25 protein-coding genes are annotated in these 22,449 nt (G+C 56.9%); 14 read left to right on the top strand and 11 right to left on the bottom strand.

Features of this window, described 5'->3' with window-relative positions; translation table 11 throughout:
• Positions 1–37 precede the first annotated feature (37 nt).
• Positions 38–976: an ACP S-malonyltransferase gene (fabD, locus tag ACR0LI_RS03445; RefSeq protein WP_480718010.1), complete on the bottom strand. Its 939-nt coding sequence runs from the start codon at positions 974–976 to the stop codon at positions 38–40.
• A gap of 174 nt (positions 977–1,150) precedes the next feature.
• Between fabD and ACR0LI_RS03440 the strand changes: the two genes are divergently transcribed.
• Complete coding sequence (locus ACR0LI_RS03440; RefSeq protein ID WP_480718009.1) at positions 1,151–2,377, top strand: cytochrome b/b6 domain-containing protein; 1,227 nt, start codon at positions 1,151–1,153, stop codon at positions 2,375–2,377.
• 60 nt (positions 2,378–2,437) lie between these two features.
• On the opposite strand, the gene ACR0LI_RS03435 is transcribed toward ACR0LI_RS03440, so the two are convergent.
• Together ACR0LI_RS03435 and ACR0LI_RS03430 are read right to left on the bottom strand one after the other, a co-directional pair.
• Positions 2,438–3,010 (bottom strand): YceI family protein, encoded by a 573-nt coding sequence (locus ACR0LI_RS03435; RefSeq protein ID WP_171631627.1) that lies wholly within the window; start codon positions 3,008–3,010, stop codon positions 2,438–2,440.
• A 125-nt stretch (positions 3,011–3,135) separates the two neighbouring features.
• The gene (locus ACR0LI_RS03430; protein ID WP_171167615.1) at positions 3,136–3,654 is read right to left on the bottom strand and encodes a hypothetical protein; all 519 of its coding nucleotides are present in this window, start codon (positions 3,652–3,654) and stop codon (positions 3,136–3,138) included.
• 283 nt (positions 3,655–3,937) lie between these two features.
• On the opposite strand from ACR0LI_RS03430, the gene rpsF reads away from it, so the two are divergent.
• The 6 genes from rpsF (at position 3,938) to ACR0LI_RS03400 (ending at position 7,722) form a co-directional block, all read left to right on the top strand.
• Positions 3,938–4,291 (top strand): 30S ribosomal protein S6, encoded by a 354-nt coding sequence (gene rpsF / locus ACR0LI_RS03425; protein ID WP_152458335.1) that lies wholly within the window; start codon positions 3,938–3,940, stop codon positions 4,289–4,291.
• A gap of 28 nt (positions 4,292–4,319) precedes the next feature.
• Complete coding sequence (gene rpsR, locus ACR0LI_RS03420; protein ID WP_005608650.1) at positions 4,320–4,547, top strand: 30S ribosomal protein S18; 228 nt, start codon at positions 4,320–4,322, stop codon at positions 4,545–4,547.
• Positions 4,548–4,559: 12 nt separating this feature from the next.
• A complete protein-coding gene (rplI, locus tag ACR0LI_RS03415) occupies positions 4,560–5,180 on the top strand; it encodes a 50S ribosomal protein L9 (RefSeq protein ID WP_480487922.1) in 621 nt (206 codons plus the stop codon).
• Between the two features lie 156 nt (positions 5,181–5,336).
• Positions 5,337–5,822: a lytic transglycosylase domain-containing protein gene (locus ACR0LI_RS03410; protein WP_171723044.1), complete on the top strand. Its 486-nt coding sequence runs from the start codon at positions 5,337–5,339 to the stop codon at positions 5,820–5,822.
• A gap of 236 nt (positions 5,823–6,058) precedes the next feature.
• Complete coding sequence (locus ACR0LI_RS03405) at positions 6,059–6,760, top strand: autoinducer binding domain-containing protein (RefSeq protein WP_171631615.1); 702 nt, start codon at positions 6,059–6,061, stop codon at positions 6,758–6,760.
• Between the two features lie 107 nt (positions 6,761–6,867).
• The gene (locus ACR0LI_RS03400; RefSeq protein WP_171631612.1) at positions 6,868–7,722 is read left to right on the top strand and encodes an acyl-homoserine-lactone synthase; all 855 of its coding nucleotides are present in this window, start codon (positions 6,868–6,870) and stop codon (positions 7,720–7,722) included.
• 101 nt (positions 7,723–7,823) lie between these two features.
• Here the strand turns inward: ACR0LI_RS03400 and tig are convergent, their stop codons facing one another.
• The 3 genes from tig to ACR0LI_RS03385 form a co-directional block, all read right to left on the bottom strand.
• The gene (gene tig / locus ACR0LI_RS03395) at positions 7,824–9,155 is read right to left on the bottom strand and encodes a trigger factor (RefSeq protein WP_171631608.1); all 1,332 of its coding nucleotides are present in this window, start codon (positions 9,153–9,155) and stop codon (positions 7,824–7,826) included.
• 184 nt (positions 9,156–9,339) lie between these two features.
• Positions 9,340–10,464, bottom strand: a complete 1,125-nt coding sequence (locus ACR0LI_RS03390; protein ID WP_171631603.1) for a porin — start codon at positions 10,462–10,464, stop codon at positions 9,340–9,342.
• Between the two features lie 308 nt (positions 10,465–10,772).
• Positions 10,773–12,374 carry an NAD(P)H-hydrate dehydratase gene (locus ACR0LI_RS03385; RefSeq protein ID WP_480718008.1) on the bottom strand — a complete coding sequence of 534 codons (1,602 nt, stop codon included), beginning with the start codon at positions 12,372–12,374 and terminating at the stop codon, positions 10,773–10,775.
• 171 nt (positions 12,375–12,545) lie between these two features.
• On the opposite strand from ACR0LI_RS03385, the gene ACR0LI_RS03380 reads away from it, so the two are divergent.
• From ACR0LI_RS03380 to ACR0LI_RS03360, 5 genes are all read left to right on the top strand, one after another.
• Positions 12,546–12,884 (top strand): P-II family nitrogen regulator, encoded by a 339-nt coding sequence (locus tag ACR0LI_RS03380; protein WP_152458342.1) that lies wholly within the window; start codon positions 12,546–12,548, stop codon positions 12,882–12,884.
• 41 nt (positions 12,885–12,925) lie between these two features.
• The gene (gene glnA / locus ACR0LI_RS03375) at positions 12,926–14,332 is read left to right on the top strand and encodes a type I glutamate--ammonia ligase (RefSeq protein ID WP_480718007.1); all 1,407 of its coding nucleotides are present in this window, start codon (positions 12,926–12,928) and stop codon (positions 14,330–14,332) included.
• A gap of 126 nt (positions 14,333–14,458) precedes the next feature.
• Positions 14,459–15,106: an MSMEG_1061 family FMN-dependent PPOX-type flavoprotein gene (locus tag ACR0LI_RS03370; protein ID WP_171723041.1), complete on the top strand. Its 648-nt coding sequence runs from the start codon at positions 14,459–14,461 to the stop codon at positions 15,104–15,106.
• Between the two features lie 66 nt (positions 15,107–15,172).
• Positions 15,173–15,961, top strand: coding sequence for a lytic murein transglycosylase (locus ACR0LI_RS03365; RefSeq protein WP_171631486.1), 789 nt, complete (start codon positions 15,173–15,175; stop codon positions 15,959–15,961).
• 197 nt (positions 15,962–16,158) lie between these two features.
• Positions 16,159–17,067 (top strand): hypothetical protein, encoded by a 909-nt coding sequence (locus ACR0LI_RS03360; RefSeq protein ID WP_171723040.1) that lies wholly within the window; start codon positions 16,159–16,161, stop codon positions 17,065–17,067.
• Positions 17,068–17,103: 36 nt separating this feature from the next.
• Here ACR0LI_RS03360 and ACR0LI_RS03355 read toward each other — a convergent pair whose 3' ends face one another.
• Entirely contained in the window at positions 17,104–17,847 is a 744-nt protein-coding gene (locus ACR0LI_RS03355) for a heme-dependent oxidative N-demethylase family protein (RefSeq protein WP_480718006.1), read from the bottom strand.
• A 123-nt stretch (positions 17,848–17,970) separates the two neighbouring features.
• On the opposite strand from ACR0LI_RS03355, the gene dddP reads away from it, so the two are divergent.
• Positions 17,971–19,314, top strand: a complete 1,344-nt coding sequence (gene dddP, locus ACR0LI_RS03350; RefSeq protein WP_480718005.1) for a dimethylsulfonioproprionate lyase DddP — start codon at positions 17,971–17,973, stop codon at positions 19,312–19,314.
• Positions 19,315–19,324: 10 nt separating this feature from the next.
• Here dddP and ACR0LI_RS03345 read toward each other — a convergent pair whose 3' ends face one another.
• Entirely contained in the window at positions 19,325–19,519 is a 195-nt protein-coding gene (locus ACR0LI_RS03345; RefSeq protein WP_210092519.1) for a hypothetical protein, read from the bottom strand.
• Between the two features lie 275 nt (positions 19,520–19,794).
• On the opposite strand from ACR0LI_RS03345, the gene ACR0LI_RS03340 reads away from it, so the two are divergent.
• Positions 19,795–21,009 (top strand): bifunctional alpha/beta hydrolase/OsmC family protein, encoded by a 1,215-nt coding sequence (locus tag ACR0LI_RS03340; protein WP_480490478.1) that lies wholly within the window; start codon positions 19,795–19,797, stop codon positions 21,007–21,009.
• Between the two features lie 30 nt (positions 21,010–21,039).
• On the opposite strand, the gene ACR0LI_RS03335 is transcribed toward ACR0LI_RS03340, so the two are convergent.
• The 3 genes from ACR0LI_RS03335 to ACR0LI_RS03325 form a co-directional block, all read right to left on the bottom strand.
• Complete coding sequence (locus ACR0LI_RS03335; RefSeq protein ID WP_480619700.1) at positions 21,040–21,369, bottom strand: hypothetical protein; 330 nt, start codon at positions 21,367–21,369, stop codon at positions 21,040–21,042.
• A 9-nt stretch (positions 21,370–21,378) separates the two neighbouring features.
• Complete coding sequence (locus ACR0LI_RS03330; RefSeq protein ID WP_171204978.1) at positions 21,379–21,939, bottom strand: hypothetical protein; 561 nt, start codon at positions 21,937–21,939, stop codon at positions 21,379–21,381.
• A gap of 174 nt (positions 21,940–22,113) precedes the next feature.
• A complete protein-coding gene (locus ACR0LI_RS03325; RefSeq protein WP_171631440.1) occupies positions 22,114–22,446 on the bottom strand; it encodes a hypothetical protein in 333 nt (110 codons plus the stop codon).
• Positions 22,447–22,449 lie beyond the last annotated feature (3 nt).

Raw genomic sequence — 22,449 nt, 5'->3', positions numbered from 1 at the left:
TTCCTCTTGGTGCGTCGGCCACGACGCTTTTTTGAGCTTACGATTCGGCCTGAATGGCCTTTTGAACATCTTCCGGTGTGCCCACTGCCTTGCCTGCAATGGCACGATCGATCTTGCGGATCATGCCGGACAACGCTTTGCCAGCACCGATTTCCCACGTTTCAGTCACGCCCTGCGCGGCCATGAACTGAACGCTTTCGCGCCAGCAAACCGACCCCGTTACCTGTTCCACCAGCAACTGACGTATCAGATCCGGATCACTGACGGCTTCGGCGCGCACATTGGCCACCAAAGGCACGGAAGGCGCCTTTATCTCGACGGCAGCAAGCGCTTCCGCCATGACATCTGCCGCAGGCTGCATCAGCGCACAGTGAAATGGAGCACTTACAGGCAACATAACAGCACGTTTTGCGCCTTTTTCCTTGGCAATCTCGGCGGCACGCTCCACGGCAGCCTTGGAACCGGACACAACGACCTGGGTTGGATCGTTGTCATTGGCAGCCTGACAGACCTGTCCCTGCGCGGCTTCTTCTGCAACGGCGCGCACCGCCTCCAGGTCCAATCCAAGAATGGCCGCCATTGCGCCCTCGCCCACCGGTACGGCACTTTGCATCGCCAGACCGCGGGTGCGCAGCAAGCGCGCAGTATCCGCAACCGACAAAGCCCCCGCTGCCGCAAGGGCCGAGTATTCACCCAAGGAATGACCCGCCACGAAAGCTGCCTGACCAACCGAAACGCCTTCGGCTTCCAGCGCACGCATTGCCGCCATGGATGTCGCCATAAGAGCAGGCTGGGCGTTCTGAGTCAGCGTCAAGTCGGCGATGTCGCCTTCCCAGATCAATCTGCTCAGCTTCTCTCCCAGTGCCTCGTCCACCTCATCGAAGACGGCCTGCGCCGCCGGATAGGCATCGGCCAGTGCTTTGCCCATACCGATGGTCTGGGCGCCCTGCCCCGGAAAAACGAACGCGAGTGTCATTGCAACCTCATGGATGATGTCAGGTTGCGGCGGGGTGTAAACTGACTGATCGTCTGGCACAAGCACTGCCTGTGTTCTGCATTCTGGCACCTTGGCTGTGCACAAGCGCTTACTTGTGCCGACTTCCGATAACCTTAACTTGGGCGCAGCACAGAATCTCGGAGCGTTACACCCATGGCCTCGACCAATTCCTTCTCAAGCTACGGAAGTGTCGCAAAGACGTTTCACTGGCTCACCGCGTTGCTGATCTTCACGGCCCTGCCGCTCGGCTGGATCGCGGACAACCTGGCCCATGCTGTCTTGCATGCCTCCACAGCCCCAAGCGAGGCCGAAATCGCACGCGCGGCGCGCATGTTCTCATTGCACAAAACCGTAGGCGTCACCGTGTTCTTCGTTGCTTTGGCTCGTATAGTGTGGGCCTTCACGCAAACCAAGCCCGGCCTGCTGAATGCCGACAACAAGCCCGAGGCTTTTGCCGCCGAAACCGTCCACTGGCTTCTTTATGGGTCACTGGTGCTTGTGCCACTGACCGGTTGGGTGCACCACGCCGCAACCGAAGGGTTTGCTCCAATCCTCTGGCCCTTCGGCCAAAATCTGCCTTTTGTAGCGAAATCAACCTTTGTGGCCGAGGTGACAGGCGTTCTGCATTGGCTGTTCATGTGGACGCTCGTCGGCGCGCTGGTCCTGCATGTTGCCGGAGCGTTGAAGCATCACGTCATAGACAAAGACAGCACGTTGCGCAGGATGTTGCCGAGTGGGTCAGATGCACCGGAGCCTCCGCACCAGCATCATTCCCTTGTGCCCGCCGTCGCCGCGGTGGCCGTTTGGGCGCTTGTCCTCACCGGTGGCTGGGTCTCTGGCGAATTTGCGCGTGAGGCCGACGATGATGACGCCGACGTCCAACTGGCCGAGGTGCAATCAGACTGGCAGGTTCAGAACGGCACCCTGTCCATCACGATTTCCCAATTGGGCAGCCCGGTCACCGGCTCGTTTTCCGACTGGACAGCCGCAATTGCTTTTGACGACCCTGCCGAGCCTGGCCCGGCCGGGTCCGTCGAGGTCACGATCGCAATAGGGTCTCTCAGCCTCGGAACCGTAACCGAACAGGCCATGGGTGCGGATTTCTTCAACAACGCCCAGTTTCCGACGGCCCGGTTCGCGGCTGACCTTTTCAAAACCGAAAGCGGATATGAGGCACGCGGACCACTGACAATCCGCGACAAGACGATCGATATCATACTCCCGTTTTCACTGGACCTTCAGGACGACACCGCGACCATGACGGGCTCGGTTGATCTGAACAGGTTGGATTTCGGCATCGGCGCATCGCAGCCCACCGAAGACTCGCTCGGCTTCATCGTCACCGTCGCTGTGGAACTCGCCGCGTCCCGCAGTCAGTAATGCCAAAAAATACCGCCGGTGACAGGATCACCGGCGGTTTTCGTGTTCGTTGTCTTGCGCTTATTCGGCTTTTTGCGCTTCGACCGAGATCTGCACCTGCACTTCGTCACTTACGAACGGTGCGAACTGGCCCAGATCAAATTCACTGCGGACAAGGGTCGTGGTGGCGTTGAAACCGGCCCATGGCTTGTTCGCCATCGGGTGGGTGTCAACCTTGTTCAGTTTGGCGTCCAGAACAACGGATTTGGTCACGCCGTTCATGGTGAGGTCGCCGGTGATCTTGGCCGTGTCTTCACCGGTCACTTCGATACCCGTCGAGGTAAAGGTGATCAGATCGCCCTCGGTCGCACCAAAGAAATCCTCGGTCATGAAGTGATCTTCACGTGGCTTCCAACCGGTGAGCATCTCCAATACCGGCATCGACACGCTCACGCTGGAGGCGGCGGGATTTTCCTGATCGAACATGATCTCGCCCTCAAAGCCCGAGAACATGCCGGTTGTGGTTGAAAAGCCCAGGTGGTCATAGCTGAAGACAACCTGGCTGTGGCTCGGGTCCAGCACGTATTTCTCGGCGCTGGCGAATGCCGTGGTCGCCGATACGGCCAGTGCAGCAGCAAGAAGGGTGGATTTCATAACAATCTCCGCGTTTTTGTGAATGCAAACCGTCTGGGTTGCTCACAAACAAAATGTGCCGCCTGTCGGCGGCACACAACCTTTTTCGAGTCACAACATCTGTTCCTTTTTGAACAGAATAAAGTTCAGCCGAAAATTGTTACGCTCTTGCTCAGTTGCCCTTTCAACGCTCGGCTGACATCCGCCGATTCAAGGGGCAGCTTCATCAAAAGGCTCCCATCCACATCAAACAAGTGGACTTCGTTTTCCTCAAAACGCGCACCACCCAGCGATTCATAGCTGCGGCGCAGCACCGTCTGAGGGCGTCCGTCTTCGTTCTTTTGCAGAACACGGACTTCGCGGCGGATCGGATCGAAATAGGCATCCGGGCGCTGATCAAGTACTTCGATCGTCAGCAAACTGACACCGACGATCAGAAACAGCATGGATGCCACCATCTTGATCGGCCAGACATCTGCACCCACGATCGAACCCGGCATCAGCCACATCGAAAACGCCGAAAAGATCAGGAACGCTCCGACCAACCGCGCCAGGATCAAACGGGCCTTCCAGTTTGGCGCGAAGGCAATCATTACCGGCACCGAATGCTCAAAGCGCGAGCCTGCCGCCTCTTCCCGGTATGTGTTTGTATTGGTCGCGGTCATAACACTTCACCTTTTATCAGGTTACTGTCGATTTTCTGTTTGGTCCGGGTAACGTCCGGTATGCAAAACAACTTTGAGCCGAAAAGCGTCAGCATTTGGGCGGCCCAAAGGAAATTGGGCGGCGTCTCAAAGGCATATGTGGCGGGGCTTGCTCCTGCGGTTCAAACGTGTATACGGGGCCATCCTTCGCAATCAGATGAATCGCGCAGCCTCTCGTGGCAGGGTCGCGAAGGACCGGATGGCCCCGCCTATGAAATGCGCCTTGACATAAACAGGAGTGCACATGCCACTGTATGAGCATGTAATGATCGCGCGTCAGGATCTGTCCAACGCGCAGGCGGAAAGCCTCGTCGAACATTTCGGCACCGTTCTGGCTGACAACGGCGGCAAGCTGGTTGATAGCGAGTACTGGGGCGTCAAGACGATGGCCTACAAGATCAACAAGAACCGCAAGGGCCACTATGCCTTTCTGAAAACCGATGCCCCCTCGGGCGCGGTGCAGGAAATGGAACGCCTGATGCGCCTGCATGATGACGTCATGCGCGTTCTGACCATCAAGGTTGACGGTCACGAAGACGGCCCGTCGGTTCAGATGCAGAAGCGTGACGAACGTGGCGACCGCCGCGAGCGTCGTTGATCACCGCCTGAGGAAAGGACACTAAACCATGGCCGCAAAACCATTTTTCCGCCGCCGCAAGGTCTGCCCGTTCTCGGGTGAGAACGCGCCGAAAATCGACTACAAAGACACCCGTCTGCTGCAGCGCTACATCTCTGAGCGTGGCAAGATCGTACCTTCGCGCATCACCGCCGTTTCGGCGAAAAAGCAGCGTGAACTGGCCCGTGCTATCAAGCGCGCCCGCTTCCTCGCCCTGCTGCCCTACGCCGTGAAGTAAGGAGAGACTGACATGCAAGTTATCCTTCTGGAACGCGTTGCGAAACTGGGTCAGATGGGCGACGTCGTTGACGTCAAGCCCGGCTACGCCCGCAACTTCCTGCTGCCCCAGGGCAAAGCCCTGAGCGCGTCCGATGCCAACATCGCGTCGTTCGAAGCCCAGAAAGCGCAGCTTGAGGCCCGCAACCTGGAAACCAAGAAAGAAGCTGAAGCACTGGCTGAAAAGCTGGACGGACAGCAGTTCATCGTGATTCGCTCGGCATCGGATGCTGGCGCTCTGTACGGCTCAGTCACCCCGCGTGACGCCGCTGACGCCGCAACCGAAGCTGGTTTCACTGTCGACAAAAAGCAGGTTGTTCTGGTCAATCCGATCAAGGAACTGGGCCTGCACTCGGTTGCAGTCAAGCTGCACCCCGAAGTCGAAGTTGAAATCAAGATGAACGTGGCGCGTTCGGAAGAAGAAGCCGAGCTTCAGGCCTCGGGCAAATCGATCCAAGAACTGGCCGCCGAAGAAGAAGCAGCCGCTGAATTCGAGATCGCCGAACTGTTCGACGACATCGGCTCGGCCGCATCCGAGGACGAAGAGCTGGCTCCGGAAGCCTCTCCTGCCGAGGAAGACGAAGCCAAAGCCTGATCCGGCAAGGTTTCGAACACAACAAAGGCCGTGCTTCAGCGCGGCCTTTTTTCTTGTCTACGAGACAAACCAGCAAATTTCAGCCCAACTCCATCCATAATCTTGCAGCCAAATACTCAGGCCATATCATTACCACTCGAAACCCCGGAGAAACTCATGCCCCCGTTCACCCGTCGCAATCTCTTGGCACTCTTACTGACAGCCCCGTTGGTTGCCTGCGGTGCAGGAGAAGTCTCCAAGGCCGAAACATCACAGTTCAACCCTATGCTCTATCCAAACGAAACGCCGGAACTTCGCGCGTCGATCAACAAATGGGCGGACCATTACGAGCTTCCGCGAGAGCTTGTTCACAAGCTTGCCATTCGTGAAAGCACGCATCGCCCCTGGGCGGTCAACCGACCCTATTATGGACTGCTGCAAATCCTTCCAGCCACCGCGCGTTCCATGGGGTACACCGGAAACGCCAAAGGCTTGTTGGACGCGGACACCAACCTTGAATTTGCAGGGAAATACCTTCGCGGTGCCTGGCTTCTGTCTGATGGCAACCAGGATCGGGCGATATTTCTTTATGCCAAGGGCTTTTACCCCGAAGCCAAAGCGCGCGGATTGCTGGTGGAAACTGGGCTAAAACCCGCCAACTGACGGTGATTAGCGTCAGAAAGCTGCGTGAAATTAGCACTTTTTGCCGAATAGTGACAAAAATGTTCTATTGAGTGTCTCATTATTTGGAATTGCGCAGACAATTAGTACCTCGCCTTGTCATGTTTAGGAAATTATGGTGTTCTGGCTCGGTGAGGTAAACGGGTTCCACTCTGTGTTATATGCATGCTCGACGACACCATCGGGCTGTAAGATGGGCCGCAGCTGGTAGGCACCACATGGAAATTGTCGATCTGAGCACTCTGCCGGATTCAGAAGTTCGATACACCGAATTTCTAAGGCAAATCTGTGAGAAGCATGATATGGATCATGCTGCATATGCTGGCATGAACCCGGCCGCCGGTACGGTGGCAGGCTTTGTGACCTATGACGACGCTTGGAACAAGCACTACCAGAACCAGGGTCTGATCATGATCGACCCGACCATCCACATGGCCCGCCGCAGCATCGCGCCGGTGGATTGGAGCCGCCTCGAGCGCAGCCCCGATTTCCAACGTGTATTCCGGGATGCCCATGATTTTGGATTGCCGAACCAAGGCGTTACGATTCCCGTGCGCGGCCCCTATGGGGATATCGGCCTGCTGAGCGCAACGCGCAATTGCAGCAAAGAGGAATGGCGCAAGCTTTATACGCATGTCATCAGTGACTTGCAGTCGATGGCAGTACACATCCATGACAACGTGGTTTCATCAGACGAATTGACCAGCGCGCTGTATCATCCAACGCTCTCCAGACGTGAGACAGAGATATTGCAGTGGGTTGCAGCGGGGAAATCGCAACAGGATATCGGCGATATTCTGTCCATTTCGCACCGAACCGTAGAAGTGCACTTGCGTTCCAGCCGAGAAAAGCTTAGTGCGCTGACCACCCCTCAGGCCGTTGGCCGCGCGATTGCAATTGGGCTTATTACCCCAAGTTAAACAAAAAAATCGCCAAATTTCGCCAAAATACGGGAAACCCCCAATAGAAAATCTCCCCGGGCCCGGTAACTTCTAAATTACCGAACAACCACTCGAAGGGGGAAGAAATGATCATCGTGGTAGATGGCCTGAACAGACATATGTTCAGCGAAGTTCTTGACGAAATGTTCGAGCTGAGAGCACGTGTTTTTGGTGGGCGCCTGGGATGGGACGTCAACATTCAAGACGGAAAAGAAATCGACGAGTTCGATCAACTGGACCCGGCATATGTAATCGGACTCGACGATGAGGGGAATGTCGTCGCAGCCGTGCGTGCCCTCCAGACCACCGGACCACACATGTTGTCGGATGTCTTCTCGGCGATCCTTTGCGGCGAAGCACCTCTTCGCAGCGCAACCATGTGGGAATCCACCCGTTTCTGCGTAGACACCCAACGCCTCACGCGTGGCAAGGAAAAGAACTCAGTCTCCTACGCGACTTGCGAGTTGATGATCGGTTCTTTGGAATATGCGAAAAACGCAGGTATTCAGGACATCATCACCGTGATCGATCCGGTCATGGATCGGGTGCTGAAGCGTTCGAATTGCGCGCCTTATGACTATGTCGGCAAGACGGTTCCAATGGGCAAGGTTCACGCATTGGCTGCTTTGTTGGACTGCACCGAAGAACGTATCGCCGGTCTGCGTGAATTTGCGGACATTCACAATGACGTCTTCATGGACGACGAAGAAGCGCTGGCCCTGTTTGCCGCGAAGAAAGCCGCAGCCAAGAATCCTGCGAATCAGGATCACAAACCACTCACCGATCTAGAGAAGTACTTTGTGGAACAGATGAGCGCGGCAAAAACCGAAGCTGAACGGAAAGATGTCCTCAAGCTGATCGAAGCGCTTACGGATACCTTCACGCCAGAACAAAAAACCGCTCTTTTGGAAACCCCCCGTGCTTTTGCTCATGAGGCCTGACCCCCTCACCTCATAGATACAAAAGCCACCCATGCGGAGCCGTCTGATTGCAGGCGGCTCCGTTTTTTTCTCCCTTCTTCCGATGAAGGGAAGGAAGAGGATTACTCCTCTTCCAGTGCCTCAACGGCTTTCTTAAGGTCGTCTTTGCTGACTTCCTTGTCAGTGACCTGAGCCAGCTCCAAAACGTAGTCCACAACCTTGTCTTCAAAGATCGGCGCACGCAGCTGTTGTTGCATCTGTGCGTTCTGCTGAACGAACTCAAAGAACTGACGTTCCTGACCCGGGTACTGACGTGCCTGGTTCATGATTGCCTGTGTCATCTCAGCGTCGGTGACTTCAACCTCGGCCTTCTGGCCCAGTTCAGCCAGCAACAGGCCCAGGCGCACGCGGCGCTCGGCCAGCTTGGTGTGCTCGTCCGTGGGCTCGATCGGGTCATGATCGTGGCCTTCGACTTCTGGGTTTTCTTCGTGCCACAGTTGATGCGCAATCTGCTTGGCCTCGGCTTCAACCAGCGACGGCGGCAGATCGAACGACACCTTCTCGTCCAGCGCATCCAGCAAAGCGCGCTTGATCACGGCGCGAGATGCACCTGCATATTCAGCTTCCAGGCGCTCTGCGATCTGGCTTTTCAGGGCTTCAAGATCTTCGGCGCCGAATTTTTTGGCCAGTTCGTCGTTCACTTCCGCAGCAACCGGTTCTTTGACTTCCTTGATTGTGCAGGTGAACACGGCGTCTTTTCCGGCCAGATGCTCGGCACCGTACTCTTCAGGGAACGTAACGTTGACGTCCTTTACTTCTTCGGCTTTCACGCCAATCAGTTGATCTTCGAAGCCGGGGATGAAGCTGTTCGAGCCCAGAACCAGCGGGTAATCCTCTGCCGAACCACCTTCGAATTCTTCGCCGTCAACCTTGCCAACGAAATCGAACACGATCTGGTCGCCGTCCTTGGCTTTTGACCCCTTGCGGCGCGCTTTGAAGTCCTGAGCGGTTTCCGCCAGATTGTTTAGCGCCTCTTCGACGGCGGCGTCATCGGCCTTGACGATCAGCTTTTCCAACTCGACCGATTTCAGGTCAACTTCCGGGATCGCTGGTAGCGCCTCGTAGGACATGGCGACTTCCACGTCATCGCCTTCTTTCCAGTCCTCATTGGTCATCTTGACCTCGGGCTGAAGCGCGGGGCGATCACCGCTGTCTTCGAAATGCTTGTTCATGGCGCCGTCGATAGTTTCCTGCATCGCCTCGCCCAACAGGCGCTGGCCAAACTGCTTTTTCAGCAGCGCCATTGGCACCTTGCCTTTGCGGAAACCTTTCATTTCGATTTCCGGCTGCGCCTCGGTCAGCTTTTCATTGACCTTCTCGTCCAGCTCGGCTGCTGACACAACGATGTTGTAGCCACGTTTCAGACCTTCGTTCAGCGTCTCGGTAACCTGCATTATGGTAGTCCCCATAGGATTCGGGGCGCGCAAAAAGGGCGCGCCGGGCAAATTTGAAGCCTTCTATTTGCCCAGCCGCCCACGTGCAAGGGGCAAAGGCTGAATCCAGTGGTATTTGATCGCCAAAACCGCAAAAAAGAACGCCCCGGAAACCGGGGCGTTCGCGCTTGTTCCAGCCGGGCAATCAGAACTTCCAGCGTGCGCCCAGAACCCATGCCTCGTTGTTGTCAAAGGATGTGCCGTCATCGAAATCGTGGTTGCGGTATTTCAGATAGACATCCGTGTTGATCGGTTCGACTTTCTGCACGACCGCGATACCCCAGGCTTTGGTGTCAGAACCGTTGCTCTGGAAATCCGAGCCATCATAATAGTCGATACCGACGCCAGTCTTGCCCCAGGACACCCAGTTGCCTTCGTACGAGATCTTACCGTACCAATAGTTCGGATCCGTGGCACCGGCCTGATCATCGTCGCGCGTACCGCCCGCAATCGTAAAACCCAGGCCACTGGGAAGCAGGACAGAAGCAGAACCGATCGTATCTTTGCGATCCCCCGAATTGTTATCCCGGTCTCTTACCGAATAGGCAACGGCTGCAGCGAACTCCACACCACCGGCAAAAGTGTTTTCGTAAAACAGACCGACGTCATAATAGTCGTCGTCGTCGCTGCTGGACAAAATGTTCTGACCGTAAGCGAATCCGGCGGAGAACCCATTGAACGACGGCGTATCATACCGCACACGACCACGCCGCGCGCCATCAAAGTTGCTGGAACTGTCACCCACCGTAATACCGCTCAGCATTCCGGTCGTGTCGCGATAGAAGAACCCTGCATTTTCATCGTTGGTAAACGAATACAGCGCGGTTCCGACATATGACAGATCAACCTCTGCGGCGCCATCGGCGACCATGCTGCCCTGACCTGCCGAAAACTTGCCGTAGCCACCTTTCAACGAAAAGTCCACATGGCGAATGTCTTCGCGATTCCATCCATCTGCGTTGGTTCCGAATTGATCGGCAGACGCCGAACCCGGCAGGCCAAGGCCTGTTTCGAACCAAAACTGGAATTCGTTGCTTCCATATGGCTGCACAAGACGCAGGCCAACACGGCTGTTTGACAGATCGTTGTCGAGAACACGGGTCTCGGTATCCTGTCCGTCATCCACCGAGATCAAGGCGGGGTGCAGCTGTCCATACAACAGTACATATCCGCCACTATTGTTTTCGTACTTCATTTCCGCCACAGCCGGGATGGCGGTCGTCGCAGTCAGAACAGCGGCTATTGATATCGGTTTGATGTTAAGGGTCATTTCACTCACCATGAAAGGTTCGGGTTTCAGGTACTGTCCAATTGTTTACGAAATGCGAGCGTTCCAGTGGCCCGCATTCACTCCCTCGCAAGCATTGCAAATTCGCAACATGGCATATCGAAAAATTGGTTATTTTTCATTTTATTTCATACGGTTACGAATCCATTCGAAGATCCAAAGCACAGTGTGCAAATAAATTGTGACGTCCAGCTATGCATCTGGCAAACATTCGGTCTGCATTGATGTGAACCTTGACGGCGGATTTCCGCCGACTCGCCGTGAATTGAGCCGTTCCACGCCCAACAAACTCAAATATTCAACTTTCTGAAAACCTCCGGCACCTGTTCCGGCAAATCTTCCGCGATCAAACCCGGCCCGAACTGGCGCGCACATTCCACATGCAGCCACGCCGCAGTTTCCGCCGACCGCATTGGTGGCAAACCTCGCGCCAACAAACCTGCGATGAACCCTGCCAGCACATCACCGGACCCGGCCGTCGCCAACCATGGGGCCGCTCTTTCGTATACGGCCAAGTTGACCACGCACCGGCCATCCGGCACAGCGATCACCGTGTCCGGGCCCTTGAACAGAACTACGCACCCAGCCCGTTTTGCAGCAGCACGCGTTGCGTCCACCTTGGAAAACGCCGGGCCTTTGGCCGGTTGCGCGTTCATCTGCGCGGCAATGTCCGGGAATACCCGTGCAAATTCCCCGCCATGCGGTGTCAGTACGCATTTGTCGTGCAATCGCGCGATCAGGGCGCCGGGATCCTCGGCAAAAGCTGACAAAGCATCCGCATCCAACACGGTCGCCCGCCGTGCAGCTAGGACAATCGACACGAGCGCCCGCGCCCGCTCGAATCCCAGGGCAGGCCCCAGGCAGAGCGCATTCAGGCGCGTATCCTCAAGTATTTCAGACAATCCATCAGCCCCATCAACCCGCTGCAACATGAGGGCCGTGATCTGGCTGGCAACCTCCATCTGCGCAGACGGCGGCACACCCAGCGTCACCAACCCCGCTCCAACCCGCAAAGCCCCCCGCGCCGCCAAACGCGCGGCCCCTGTTTTGCCCGCCTCCCCGGACAGGATCAAAGCATGACCGTGTGAGTATTTGTGGCCAACCGAAACTTTCGAAAGCTTCACCCCGTCAGCCTCAGTCGTGTGAACGATCTGACCGTCTTCCAGTGGTTCAAGCCCGATCGACTTGGTTCGGACCGTCCCGCAGGTCACCGGACCATCGCCCAGAACATGCCCAAGCTTTTTACTGTGAAACGTCACCGTCATGTCTGCAACTATCGCCTGACCAAGAATGCGACCACTGTCGGCGCACAAGCCGCTTGGCGCGTCAATTGAAACGACCTTTACGCCTCGATCTCGCAGCAGGTCTCTGACCGGCGCATTGGCCAACATGGAAAACGCCCCTGCAAATGGCCGGGTGAGACCCGTGCCAAAAGCCCCGTCGACAACCAGATCAATGCTCTTTGGAAACCCAAGAAAATCGTCCGCCAACGGGGCGGAGTCGACAGCGAAGACGCGAACCTCGTTCTTTGCCCCCCATCTCTCATAATTCACCCGCGCATCCGGAGGCAGCTTTTCCGGGTCTCCATACAGGAACACCTCAACCGCCCACCCCTGCTTCTGCAAAAGCCGCGCCACGACAAACCCGTCACCCCCATTGTTGCCCGGTCCGCACAGCACCACTGCGCGCAGCGGATCCTCTTCATCTGGCCCTAAATATCCCGGGGAGCGCGAGGGGCTGGCCCCTCGCCTGTCCAACATGGGCCATTCTTCGAAAATCGCGTCAACAACACCCTGGCCGGCCCGCTCCATCAGTTCCAGACCGGTCACGTCACCAGACTTGATGGCGGCCTGCTCAATGGCCCGCATCTGTGCCGCTGTCAGCAATTCCATCCTTTCACCCCGCGCCTGATTCAGTTTTGATTACTTTTTGTGCAAGTCGCTCAAAAATTAGCACCCGACCGTTTTTCCAAGCATCCCGACCTGCACGATATCGCAATCACATTGCCGCCCGATCTTAGACGTGATCACTGCCCCTGAGACAACCATTCAAGGTGAACCGGGATGAAAAAGATCGAAGCGATCATCAAGCCGTTCAAACTGGACGAAGTAAAAGAGGCCTTGCAGGATGTGGGCGTCCAGGGCCTCAGCGTCATCGAGGTCAAAGGCTTCGGTCGCCAGAAAGGCCATACCGAACTGTATCGCGGCGCCGAGTATGTCGTCGATTTTCTGCCCAAAGTTAAAGTCGAGGTCGTATTGGACGACGACCAGGTCGACGCCGCGATCGAAGCCATCGTGTCGGCCGCCAAAACCGACAAGATCGGAGACGGCAAGATTTTCGTCTCGCCCGTCGACCAGGCCATTCGCATCCGGACCGGTGAGACCGGCTCGGAAGCGCTCTAACTCACACGATTACTGACACATCTATCAAAAGGACAAAGGGAATGAGCGTAGACGCAGTTCTCAATACAATCCGCGAAGAAGACGTCGCCTATGTCGACATCCGCTTCACCGACGTGCGCGGCAAGCTGCAACACGTCACGGTGGACGTCGATCTGGTCGACGAAGACTTCCTGGAAGAAGGCTTCATGTTTGACGGCTCGTCCATTGCGGGCTGGAAGTCGATCGAAAACTCGGACATGAAACTGATCGCCGACACGACCTCGGCTTACATCGACCCGTTTTATGCGGAAAAGACACTGTGTCTGCACTGCTCGATCGTTGAGCCCGACACCGGTGAAGCCTATGGCCGCGACCCGCGCGGAACCGCGCAGAAAGCCGAAGCCTACCTGAAGTCCAGCGGTATCGGTGACGTTGCCTATATGGGTCCCGAAGCTGAATTCTTCCTGTTCGATGACGTTCGTTTTTCCAACAGCATCAACAAGGTATCCTTCGAAATTGATGCAACGGATGCGTCGTGGAACACCGACACCGAATATGAGATGGGCAACATGGGCCATCGCCCGGGCGTCAAGGGCGGCTACTTCCCGGTCAACCCCATCGACGAAGCCCAGGACCTGCGCTCGGAAATGCTGTCGACCATGAAACGTCTGGGCATGAAGGTCGACAAGCACCACCACGAGGTTGCATCCTGTCAGCACGAGCTGGGCCTGATCTTCGACAGCCTGACCAAGCAGGCCGACGAGCTGCAAAAATACAAGTACGTCATCCACAACGTGGCACACGCCTACGGCAAGTCGGCCACTTTCATGCCCAAGCCGATCGCGGGTGACAACGGCACCGGCATGCATGTGAACATGTCGATCTGGAAAGATGGCAAGCCCCTGTTCGCCGGCGACAAGTATGCCGACCTGTCGGACGAGGCGCTGTACTTCATCGGCGGCATTCTGAAACACGCCAAGACCCTGAACGCCTTCACCAACCCGGCAACCAACAGCTACAAGCGTCTGATCCCAGGTTTCGAAGCCCCCGTTCTGCGGGCCTATTCGGCACGTAACCGTTCGGGTTGTGTGCGTATCCCATGGACTGAAAGCCCCAAAGCCAAACGTGTCGAGGCGCGCTTCCCCGATCCGGCCGCCAACCCCTATCTGGCGTTTGCCGCCCTGCTCATGGCTGGTCTTGATGGCATCAAGAACAAGATCAACCCCGGCGAGGCAATGGACAAGAACCTGTACGACTTGCCCGCCGAGGAACTGGCCGACATCCCGACCGTCTGCGGCAGCCTGCGTGAGGCTCTGGAAGCTCTGGCATCCGATCACGACTTCCTGCTTCAGGGCGATGTGTTCACCAAAGACCAGATTGACGGCTACATCGCGCTCAAGATGGAAGAGGTGGAAACCTACGAGCACACGCCGCACCCGGTGGAGTACGGCATGTACTACAGCTGCTAAGCTGAGTACGGAAACGATTTCGCAGGGCGCCCCTTCGGGCGCCCTCGTCATGTCTGCCCACACGGTTTGACGCGCCGCCGTTGATCCAACAGACTGGTGAGAACACTCCCGACCGGAGACGACAGTATGCCTTGCGATACCTCACCTTTCTCGAAATTCTCAAACCTTGTGACATCCGAACAGGAGCTGAGGAGGATCTCTGGCCATCCGCTGCCGCAGATCACCGCCAAGGAGGTGTCCTCTCTCGATCAGATGTGTCGCGATTTCATTGCGACCTCGCCCTTTTGCCTGATCGCTTCGGCCAACACCGACGGGCATCTTGATGTGTCACCCCGTGGCGACCCGCCCGGCTTTGTTCAGGTGCTGTCCGATACCCTGATCGCAGTCCCGGATCGGCCGGGAAACAAACGCGTGGATACGTTTCACAATGTTCTCAAGGATCCGCGCGTCAGCGTCCTGTTCTTTGTTCCGGGCAAGATGGAAACGCTCCGCATTCGCGGCACAGCCCGTATCTGTGCTGACACCCGTTTGCTTGAAACCATGGCCATTGACGGGCACCCGCCCAAACTGGCGCTGCTCATCCATGTCGCGACAGCATTTGCACACTGTCCCAAATGTGTAATCCGCGCACATCTGTGGCAACCCAAAGACTGGCCGGATTCGACCCATCTGCCAAATATGAATGCGATGATGGTGAAACACGCCCGCATCAATGCCACCCCAGAGGAATGGTTCGAAACGCTCAGAAAAAAGGGCGAGCTGGACCTTTATTAACCGCTTTGCCCAAGACGCAGCCCACGCTAGGCTAACCGCAGATTTCAATTCCATCGGATTACGCCCATGTTTCGACTTGCCACCATTCTTGCCCTTTCCCTGACGTCCCCGGTTCTGGCCGCACCCTGTGGCAACACCAGCGCTGGATTTGAGGCATGGAAGGCCGATTTTGCCAAACAGGCACGCAAGGCGGGGGTGAAAAAGAAAGGTCTGCAAGCGCTGTCCCAGACACAATATGCCACGCGCACCATCGCCGCAGACCGCAATCAAAAAAGCTTCAAATACTCGCTGGACAAGTTCATGCGAGTCCGAGGCGCTGATACAATCGTCGCACAGGGGCGCAAACGCAAAGCCGCCAACCCGAACTATTATGCCGCCTTTGAGCGGCAATATGGTGTTCCTGCGGGCGTTTTGATCGCCATTCACGGCATGGAAACCGGCTTTGGCAATTTCATGGGCGACAGTCAGGTTGTTTCCGCAATCACAACATTGGCCTATGATTGTCGCCGGTCAGAGTTCTTTATTCCCCACGCAATTGGGGCACTGAAACTGGTCGACATGGGCAGTATCACAATGTCGACAAAAGGGGCAAAACATGGCGAACTGGGCCACACGCAATTCCTGCCCGGCAACGCCCTGACCTATGGTGTCGATGCTACGGGCGACCGGCGCGTGGACTTCTACAACATGACGGATGCATTGGCCTCAACCGCCAATTTCCTTCGCCAGAAAGGGTGGAAACCGGGACGCGGCTATCAACCCGGAGAACCAAATTTTCGCGTCTTGCAGCAGTGGAATGCAGCCTCTGTCTATCAGCAATCCATCGCAATAATGGCTGCCCGAATCGACAATTAGCCCCGCCGCACCGACAACACGCGCTGCGCCCAATTTCGCCACATTTCCGCCACAGTGACAAACAAAAGCCTTTGGTTGCTTGGTTTCCAAAGCGTAACCAATCGCCGGTAAATTTCACTTTTTTGCATTTTTTGCCAAATTCTCTGCAAGAAGGGGTGCTAACCTTTGGCTGACAGAATGTAAAAAAGGACAGGGCAGTGGCTCGGAAGCACAGCTACCATGGCGGCCTGCAATTTGATGGCGACGCAACTGGCGCGATAGAGCGCTTTGGAACGATCGTCGCCACGACGCTGGAAGACTACGGTCATCTGGTCGAGCGCAAGGCCCTGCTCAGCGCGACCGAGGCCAGCATCGTCTCGAGCCAGTATCTTGTGCGGATGACTCTGGATACAGGCACCTCCGGACAGCAGGACCGATACGAGCGCATGGATCGCGCTGCGGGGTTGAAAACCATAACAAAGCCCCGCGTGTCACATCCACAAAACAGGTTGGTACTGACAATAACGCCAGTCTCGCCACTTTTGGACGACGCCGAGATTTCGGAACTGATGCTGGTGGTCACTCTGTATCGCATGGTCGATATCTGTTCGACCCGGCGGGTTGAATGGTTGTCGCCACACACGGTTCTTACTGTCGAGCACTTCATGAGCGCCTTTGACACCCTGACACCAAGCCGAACAAGCCGGGATCGAAAGCAGATTTTTCAATCACTGACCGGACAGTTCGCCGGGATGCAGCAGTCTGAACAGGATGACACGATCACTGCCTTACACACTCCTGCCGCGCGTCCAATTCAACTGACGGACGAACAATTGCTCAGCATCGCGTTCCGAAGCGACGAGGTAGACCTGCCCACCCAGAAGGACGCAGGCGCTTCCATCGCGGATGATGACAAGCCAAGCGACATCCTGCGGCTCAGCAGTTGGTGCTTGACCGGAGTTCTGGCCAGCATTTCAGCGCCAATTGCCGTATCGATGGCCGCAGTCAATCTGATCCGGGGCGAAGATTTCCGCCTGAACACACAGGTGCTTGTATTCACATTTGCCATTGTCGCACTGAACGCCAGCAACGCGTTGGCCGATGTAGCGGGCGCCTTGGGCATGTAAAGGAATTATCGAAGACCCTCCTAGGAGGCCCCGCCATCAGGCGGGGTTTTCCGTTTTTGGGATCGCGTTTGCGGCCAGAACGTATGTGTGGATGGAAAACACGACTGCGTTGGTTTTCGGCAAACGCAATAGCGTCTGCCGCTCGCTTCGCAGATAAGACGCTTGACGCCGGTCCCGTATTTTGCGCGGCTCACTTGCACTGCGAGGCTGGAACAGCTCCGGGTCTTCGTACCACAGGGCGTTGAAGCGCCACAGCGGGCGACCGGGTTGAATACCGTCAAATAGCCTCTGCACCCGTTTCGCGACATTGGCGTCATAGCTTTCCACGGGCACGTGGATATCAATCAACGGTCGCATGAATTTCTCGGACAGGCGCCAACTGGCAGGGAAACACAGGATGGCACCCGTCAGAACATGCTCATTTCCCCGTTTCTGAAGGATGCAGAAGTCCTCTTGTACCAGCCTGCACAGCGTATCAAGCGGACAATCCCGATCGATCGCGACGGATACGCCATCCGGCCTTGCGGCCTCTGCCCCGGCCGTGGGATATGTCTGCGTCAGCACCAGATCCAGCAACTCTTGCGCGGCAGGTTTGGCCCCAGGATCAAGCGCAAGAACATCGTCGCGCCGCTCAGCCAGAATTTCTTCGCGGCGCCGCATTTGGTCGGCAAAAGCCTCATCCTGATCTAGCCAGCTTTCCATGGTTGCCGGTTGAATACCCGGCAAAGCGCGTGGGCTTGCGACATCATACGGAATCTTGTTTTGCAGAATACGAGTCATGCTGGAGGCTTAGCATGCGCAACTTTTCTTGTCGGTCGAAAACGACAACCTCGCCGTCGCATTTTTCTCAGACGATTGGTTGTGGCGGATGAATTGTAATTGGAACAAGCAATGAGGCCAGCCATGAACCAGCACTATCGAGACACGCGCAAGATTGACCCCAGCCGCGGCACGACATTGGGCGATGGTACGCCGAACGAAAATGACCGGATCGAGATTGGGCCGACGCAGCTTGCGTTTGACGAGTGGGCCGCTGCGGGGCTGGAACTTCCCAATCTGGCACGGATGCGGGAACACCGCTGGAAGAGGCTGACACAGGCCATTGTGGACCGCGGCTATGGCGGCTTGCTGATTTTTGACCCGCTGAATATCCGCTATGCCACCGACAGCACGAATATGCAGCTGTGGAACACCCACAATCCGTTTCGGGCGGTTCTGCTGTGTGCGGATGGCTATATGGTGATCTGGGATTACAAGAACTCCCCCTTCCTCAGCACCTTCAACCCGCTTGTGCGCGAGCAGCGCTCGGGCGCTGACCTGTTCTACTTCGACCGGGGCGACAAGGTTGACGTGGCCGCAGATGTGTTCTCGAACGAAGTACGCGTACTGATCGAAGAACACGGCGGCGGCAACATGCGCCTGGCCGTCGACAAGATCATGCTGCACGGATTGCGCGCGCTCGAGGCGCAGGGGTTCGACATCATGGAAGGCGAAGAGCTGACCGAGAAGGCCCGCGCCGTCAAAGGGCCCGACGAAATCCTGGCCATGCGCTGCGCCAGCCATGCCTGCGAAACTGCGGTTGCCGAAATGGAACGGTTTGCCCGTGCCAATGTCGGCGACGGCAAGACCTCGGAAGATGATATCTGGGCTGTTCTTCACGCCGAAAACATCAGGCGTGGCGGTGAGTGGATCGAAACCCGTCTGCTGGCTTCGGGCCAGCGGACCAACCCGTGGTTTCAGGAATGCGGCCCGCGGATCACCCAGCAGAACGAGATCATCTCGTTCGACACTGACCTGATTGGTTCTTACGGGATTTGCATCGATATTTCCCGCAGTTGGTGGATCGGCGATCAGAAGCCGCGTGAGGACATGATCTATGCCATGCAGCACGCCCATGAACACATCATGACCAATATGGAGATGCTCAAGCCCGGCGTGATGATCCCTGAACTGACCGCAAATTCCCACCGGCTGGACAAGAAGTTCCAGGCGCAGAAATATGGCTGCCTGATGCACGGCGTCGGCCTTTGCGATGAATGGCCGTTGGTTGCTTATCCGGACAAGGCGGTTGAAGGGGCCTACGATTATCCGCTGGAACCCGGAATGGTCTTGTGTGTCGAAGCCTGCGTGGGCGAAGTGGGTGGCGATTTCAGCATCAAGCTGGAGGATCAGGTTCTCATAACCGAAGACGGATATGAGAACCTGACGAAATACCCCTTCGATGCCCGGTTGATGGGGCTCGAGTGAGGCCGGCGCCTCATTCTGACCAATGAGACCGGCGCACGTTGCCGTGCCAGTCTTCGACAGTTGGACTTACCTGAGCCTGCGGCCCGCTGAAAACTGCGGGCCGGGATTGCCCGAGGGCAAAACCCACGAGGCCAGCCAGAACAATCGCCATGACTGTACTGGGTAGTATCTTTGGAAGATGTGCGGCAACGTCTGCATGTGCCATCTGCGTCTCCTTTATCAATTGCTGTAGGCCGTAGATGGGCTTGATTTTACCATAAGCAAAACGAATGTTTGTTTCACATCTTATCACTAATATTGATGAAACACCGACCACCCCCAAAATAGCGGCCGCGCCTGTCACCGCCCGGGGCATCTTTCGGATTGCAAGGCGCGCGCTTGGTTCTCACCTTCCCGTGACGCGTTTGACATAAGGGTTGTGACCCGGCGGGCTAGACCACAGTATTGGGGATGTTTCCCCGAACCGTTCAAGGAGCCGACATGCCCACGGAACGCATCACTTTTGCCGGACATGACGGCAGCCAATTGGCCGCGCGGCTGGATTTGCCGGATGGTCCGGTCCTTGCGACGGCCCTGTTTGCCCATTGCTTCACCTGTTCCAAGGACATACCTGCGGCCCGGCGCATTTCGGCCCGCCTGGCGGCCATGGGAATTGCAGTGCTTCGGTTCGACTTTACCGGCCTGGGTCATTCCGAAGGAGAATTCGCCAACACGACCTTCACGTCGAATGTCGAGGACCTTATCTCGGCCGCGCAATATCTGGCCGGACGAAACATGGCCCCTGCCCTGCTGATCGGTCACTCGCTTGGCGGCGCGGCGGTTTTGCGGGCGCGTGCCGGAATTCCGACGGTCAAGGCCGTGGTCACCTTGGGCGCACCGGCGGATCCCGGCCACGTGTCCCATCATTTCGAGGATGCCCTGCCCCAGATCGAACAGCAGGGCAGCGCCGAGGTCACCTTGGGCGGGCGCCCGTTTCGAATTGGCAAAGCGTTCGTGGACGACATTGCGGGGTCGGCCCTGTCTGCCTCGATCGCTGATCTCAAGGCCGCTTTGCTGATCCTGCACGCTCCTCGGGACGAAACGGTCAGTATCGACAACGCAAGCACCATCTTTCTGGCTGCAAAGCACCCAAAAAGCTTCGTCACCCTCGACGATGCCGATCACCTGATCACACGGGCCTCTGATGCTGAATATGCCGCGGATGTCATCTCGGCTTGGGTTTCGCGCTATCTGAAACTTTGCCCACCCGCGCCGCCCCCGGGTGCGCCGGAAGGTGTCGTTCGCGTAACAGAAGCGGATCCGAATGGCTTCATGCAGGATATTCAGGCAGGCCCGCACCATCATGCCGTTGCAGATGAGCCTGCCTCTTATGGCGGCACGGAAAAGGGCATGTCGCCTTATGGATTTGTCTCATCCGGTCTCGGCGCCTGCACGTCCATGACGATAAGGATGTATGCGCGCCGCAAAAAATGGCCGCTGACCAGTGTCAGCGTCGATGTCTGCCATGACAAAGTTCATGCTCAGGATGCCGGTTTGGCGAATGAAGGCAAAGTGGATCAGTTCCGCCGCAAAATCCGCCTGAGCGGCCCGCTTGATCAGGAACAAAAACAGCGCCTGCTGGAAATCGCAGACAAATGCCCGGTTCACCGGACACTTGAAGGCTCGGCGCATATCACGACCGAACTTCTTACCTGAGAGAAGGCCGCCGGACAGGCGGCCTTTTGATTATCTGCGGCGTGGTGCCGGACGATGGATCGGTGGCCGCGCGGCAGGTGGCCGGGCCACCGGGGGTCGCGGCCGCGCAGGAGGTTTGGCAACCGGTGGATTCGGGCGCTCGGGACGCAAGGGCCGATCAGGTCGACCTGGGCGGTCCGGGCGGTTGATATCAACATTCACATCGACATCGCGATAGTAGTCGTTCCACAGCATCGAGTCATAGAACGGGTCATACCCGTATCCGACGCCGACCGTTACGCCGTCACAGGCCGACAACGTCAAAGTCGCGGCCCCCAGCCCCAATGCGAGGGAAATCCGTTTAGTCAGTCCTATGCGCATCTTGCCCCCTCACAGAAGCGACCGGAACGACGCGAAAACGGCGTTCAAGTCTTCGGCGAAATCCGGGTCTGCCCCATCCCGCAGGATGGCAACAGCTATGGCGACACGGTTGCGCGGCAAGTCAATGACAGTGGCCGTGAAGTTCACCCCCTTGCCATCGCGGCGCCCTGTCCCCCGAAAGACACGGGCGGGCAACCCGCCGATGCGGATGTCGCTGGTGCTGGTAAGGGTCGGGTCTTTGACCAGAAACTTGTCGATATCCTGCAGGTAGCGGACCCCATCCTGAATGGTCGCAACCCCTGAAGGTGAAACAAACCCCATCCAGACGTTGTCGTCGGTTACGGGACGCAGCCCCATGACCCGAGCCACCGCACGCGGATCATCCAACCCGGTGTCTTCGATCTCACGCGGGCCGCCAGTGCGCAGCACCCAGAAATCTGGCACGTCGAACCGAAACAGGGCGCGACCATCCTCGGTATATGTCACTGGTGTGTCGGCCAGTGCTGATCCTGCCCCACCCAGCCAGACAGCGGCGCAAGCGGCAAGAATTGGAGATGATAATAAACGCATATTTCAATAACCTGATGATTTCTTCACCCTCAGCTTGACCGCTGAAAGCGCGACTTGTCCAGCACTGCGTTGCAAAGACCCAGAAAAACCGCGTTCCGGTATTTCCCTTCCCCGCACGTGTCATCTGCCTCTTGCAAGCATCACGCCCCAATTTTTCAGACAAATACATGAAATCTATTGCGCATAGACCCCGACGGTCTGGCCGCCCGCATCATCAACGAAACGGATCGCGTCCCCATTTCGCCAGACGTCGTAGCAGGCCCACAAATCGGCAGGTGGCCATGTCGAGCAGTATTGATCCCCTCTCACCGCCCAGCGCCCGACACTGGGCCCGCCCGAGAAATACTGCGTGGTCATGCTGGCTTCGAAAACCTGCCAAACACCCGAGCCGTATTCCAGCTTCTTGCCGGCCAAGGCTGACAGGATTTCCTCTCCGGACAGTTTCTGGAAGTCTCCGGCCACCAAAACAACCGGCCAAAGAGCGAAAATCAGGGCAAACCGTCTCATACC

Source organism: Ruegeria sp. CL7 (genome assembly GCF_056536445.1).
The sequence above is the reverse complement of the archived record's forward strand: the minus strand, read 5'-3'. Positions and strand labels throughout refer to the sequence as shown.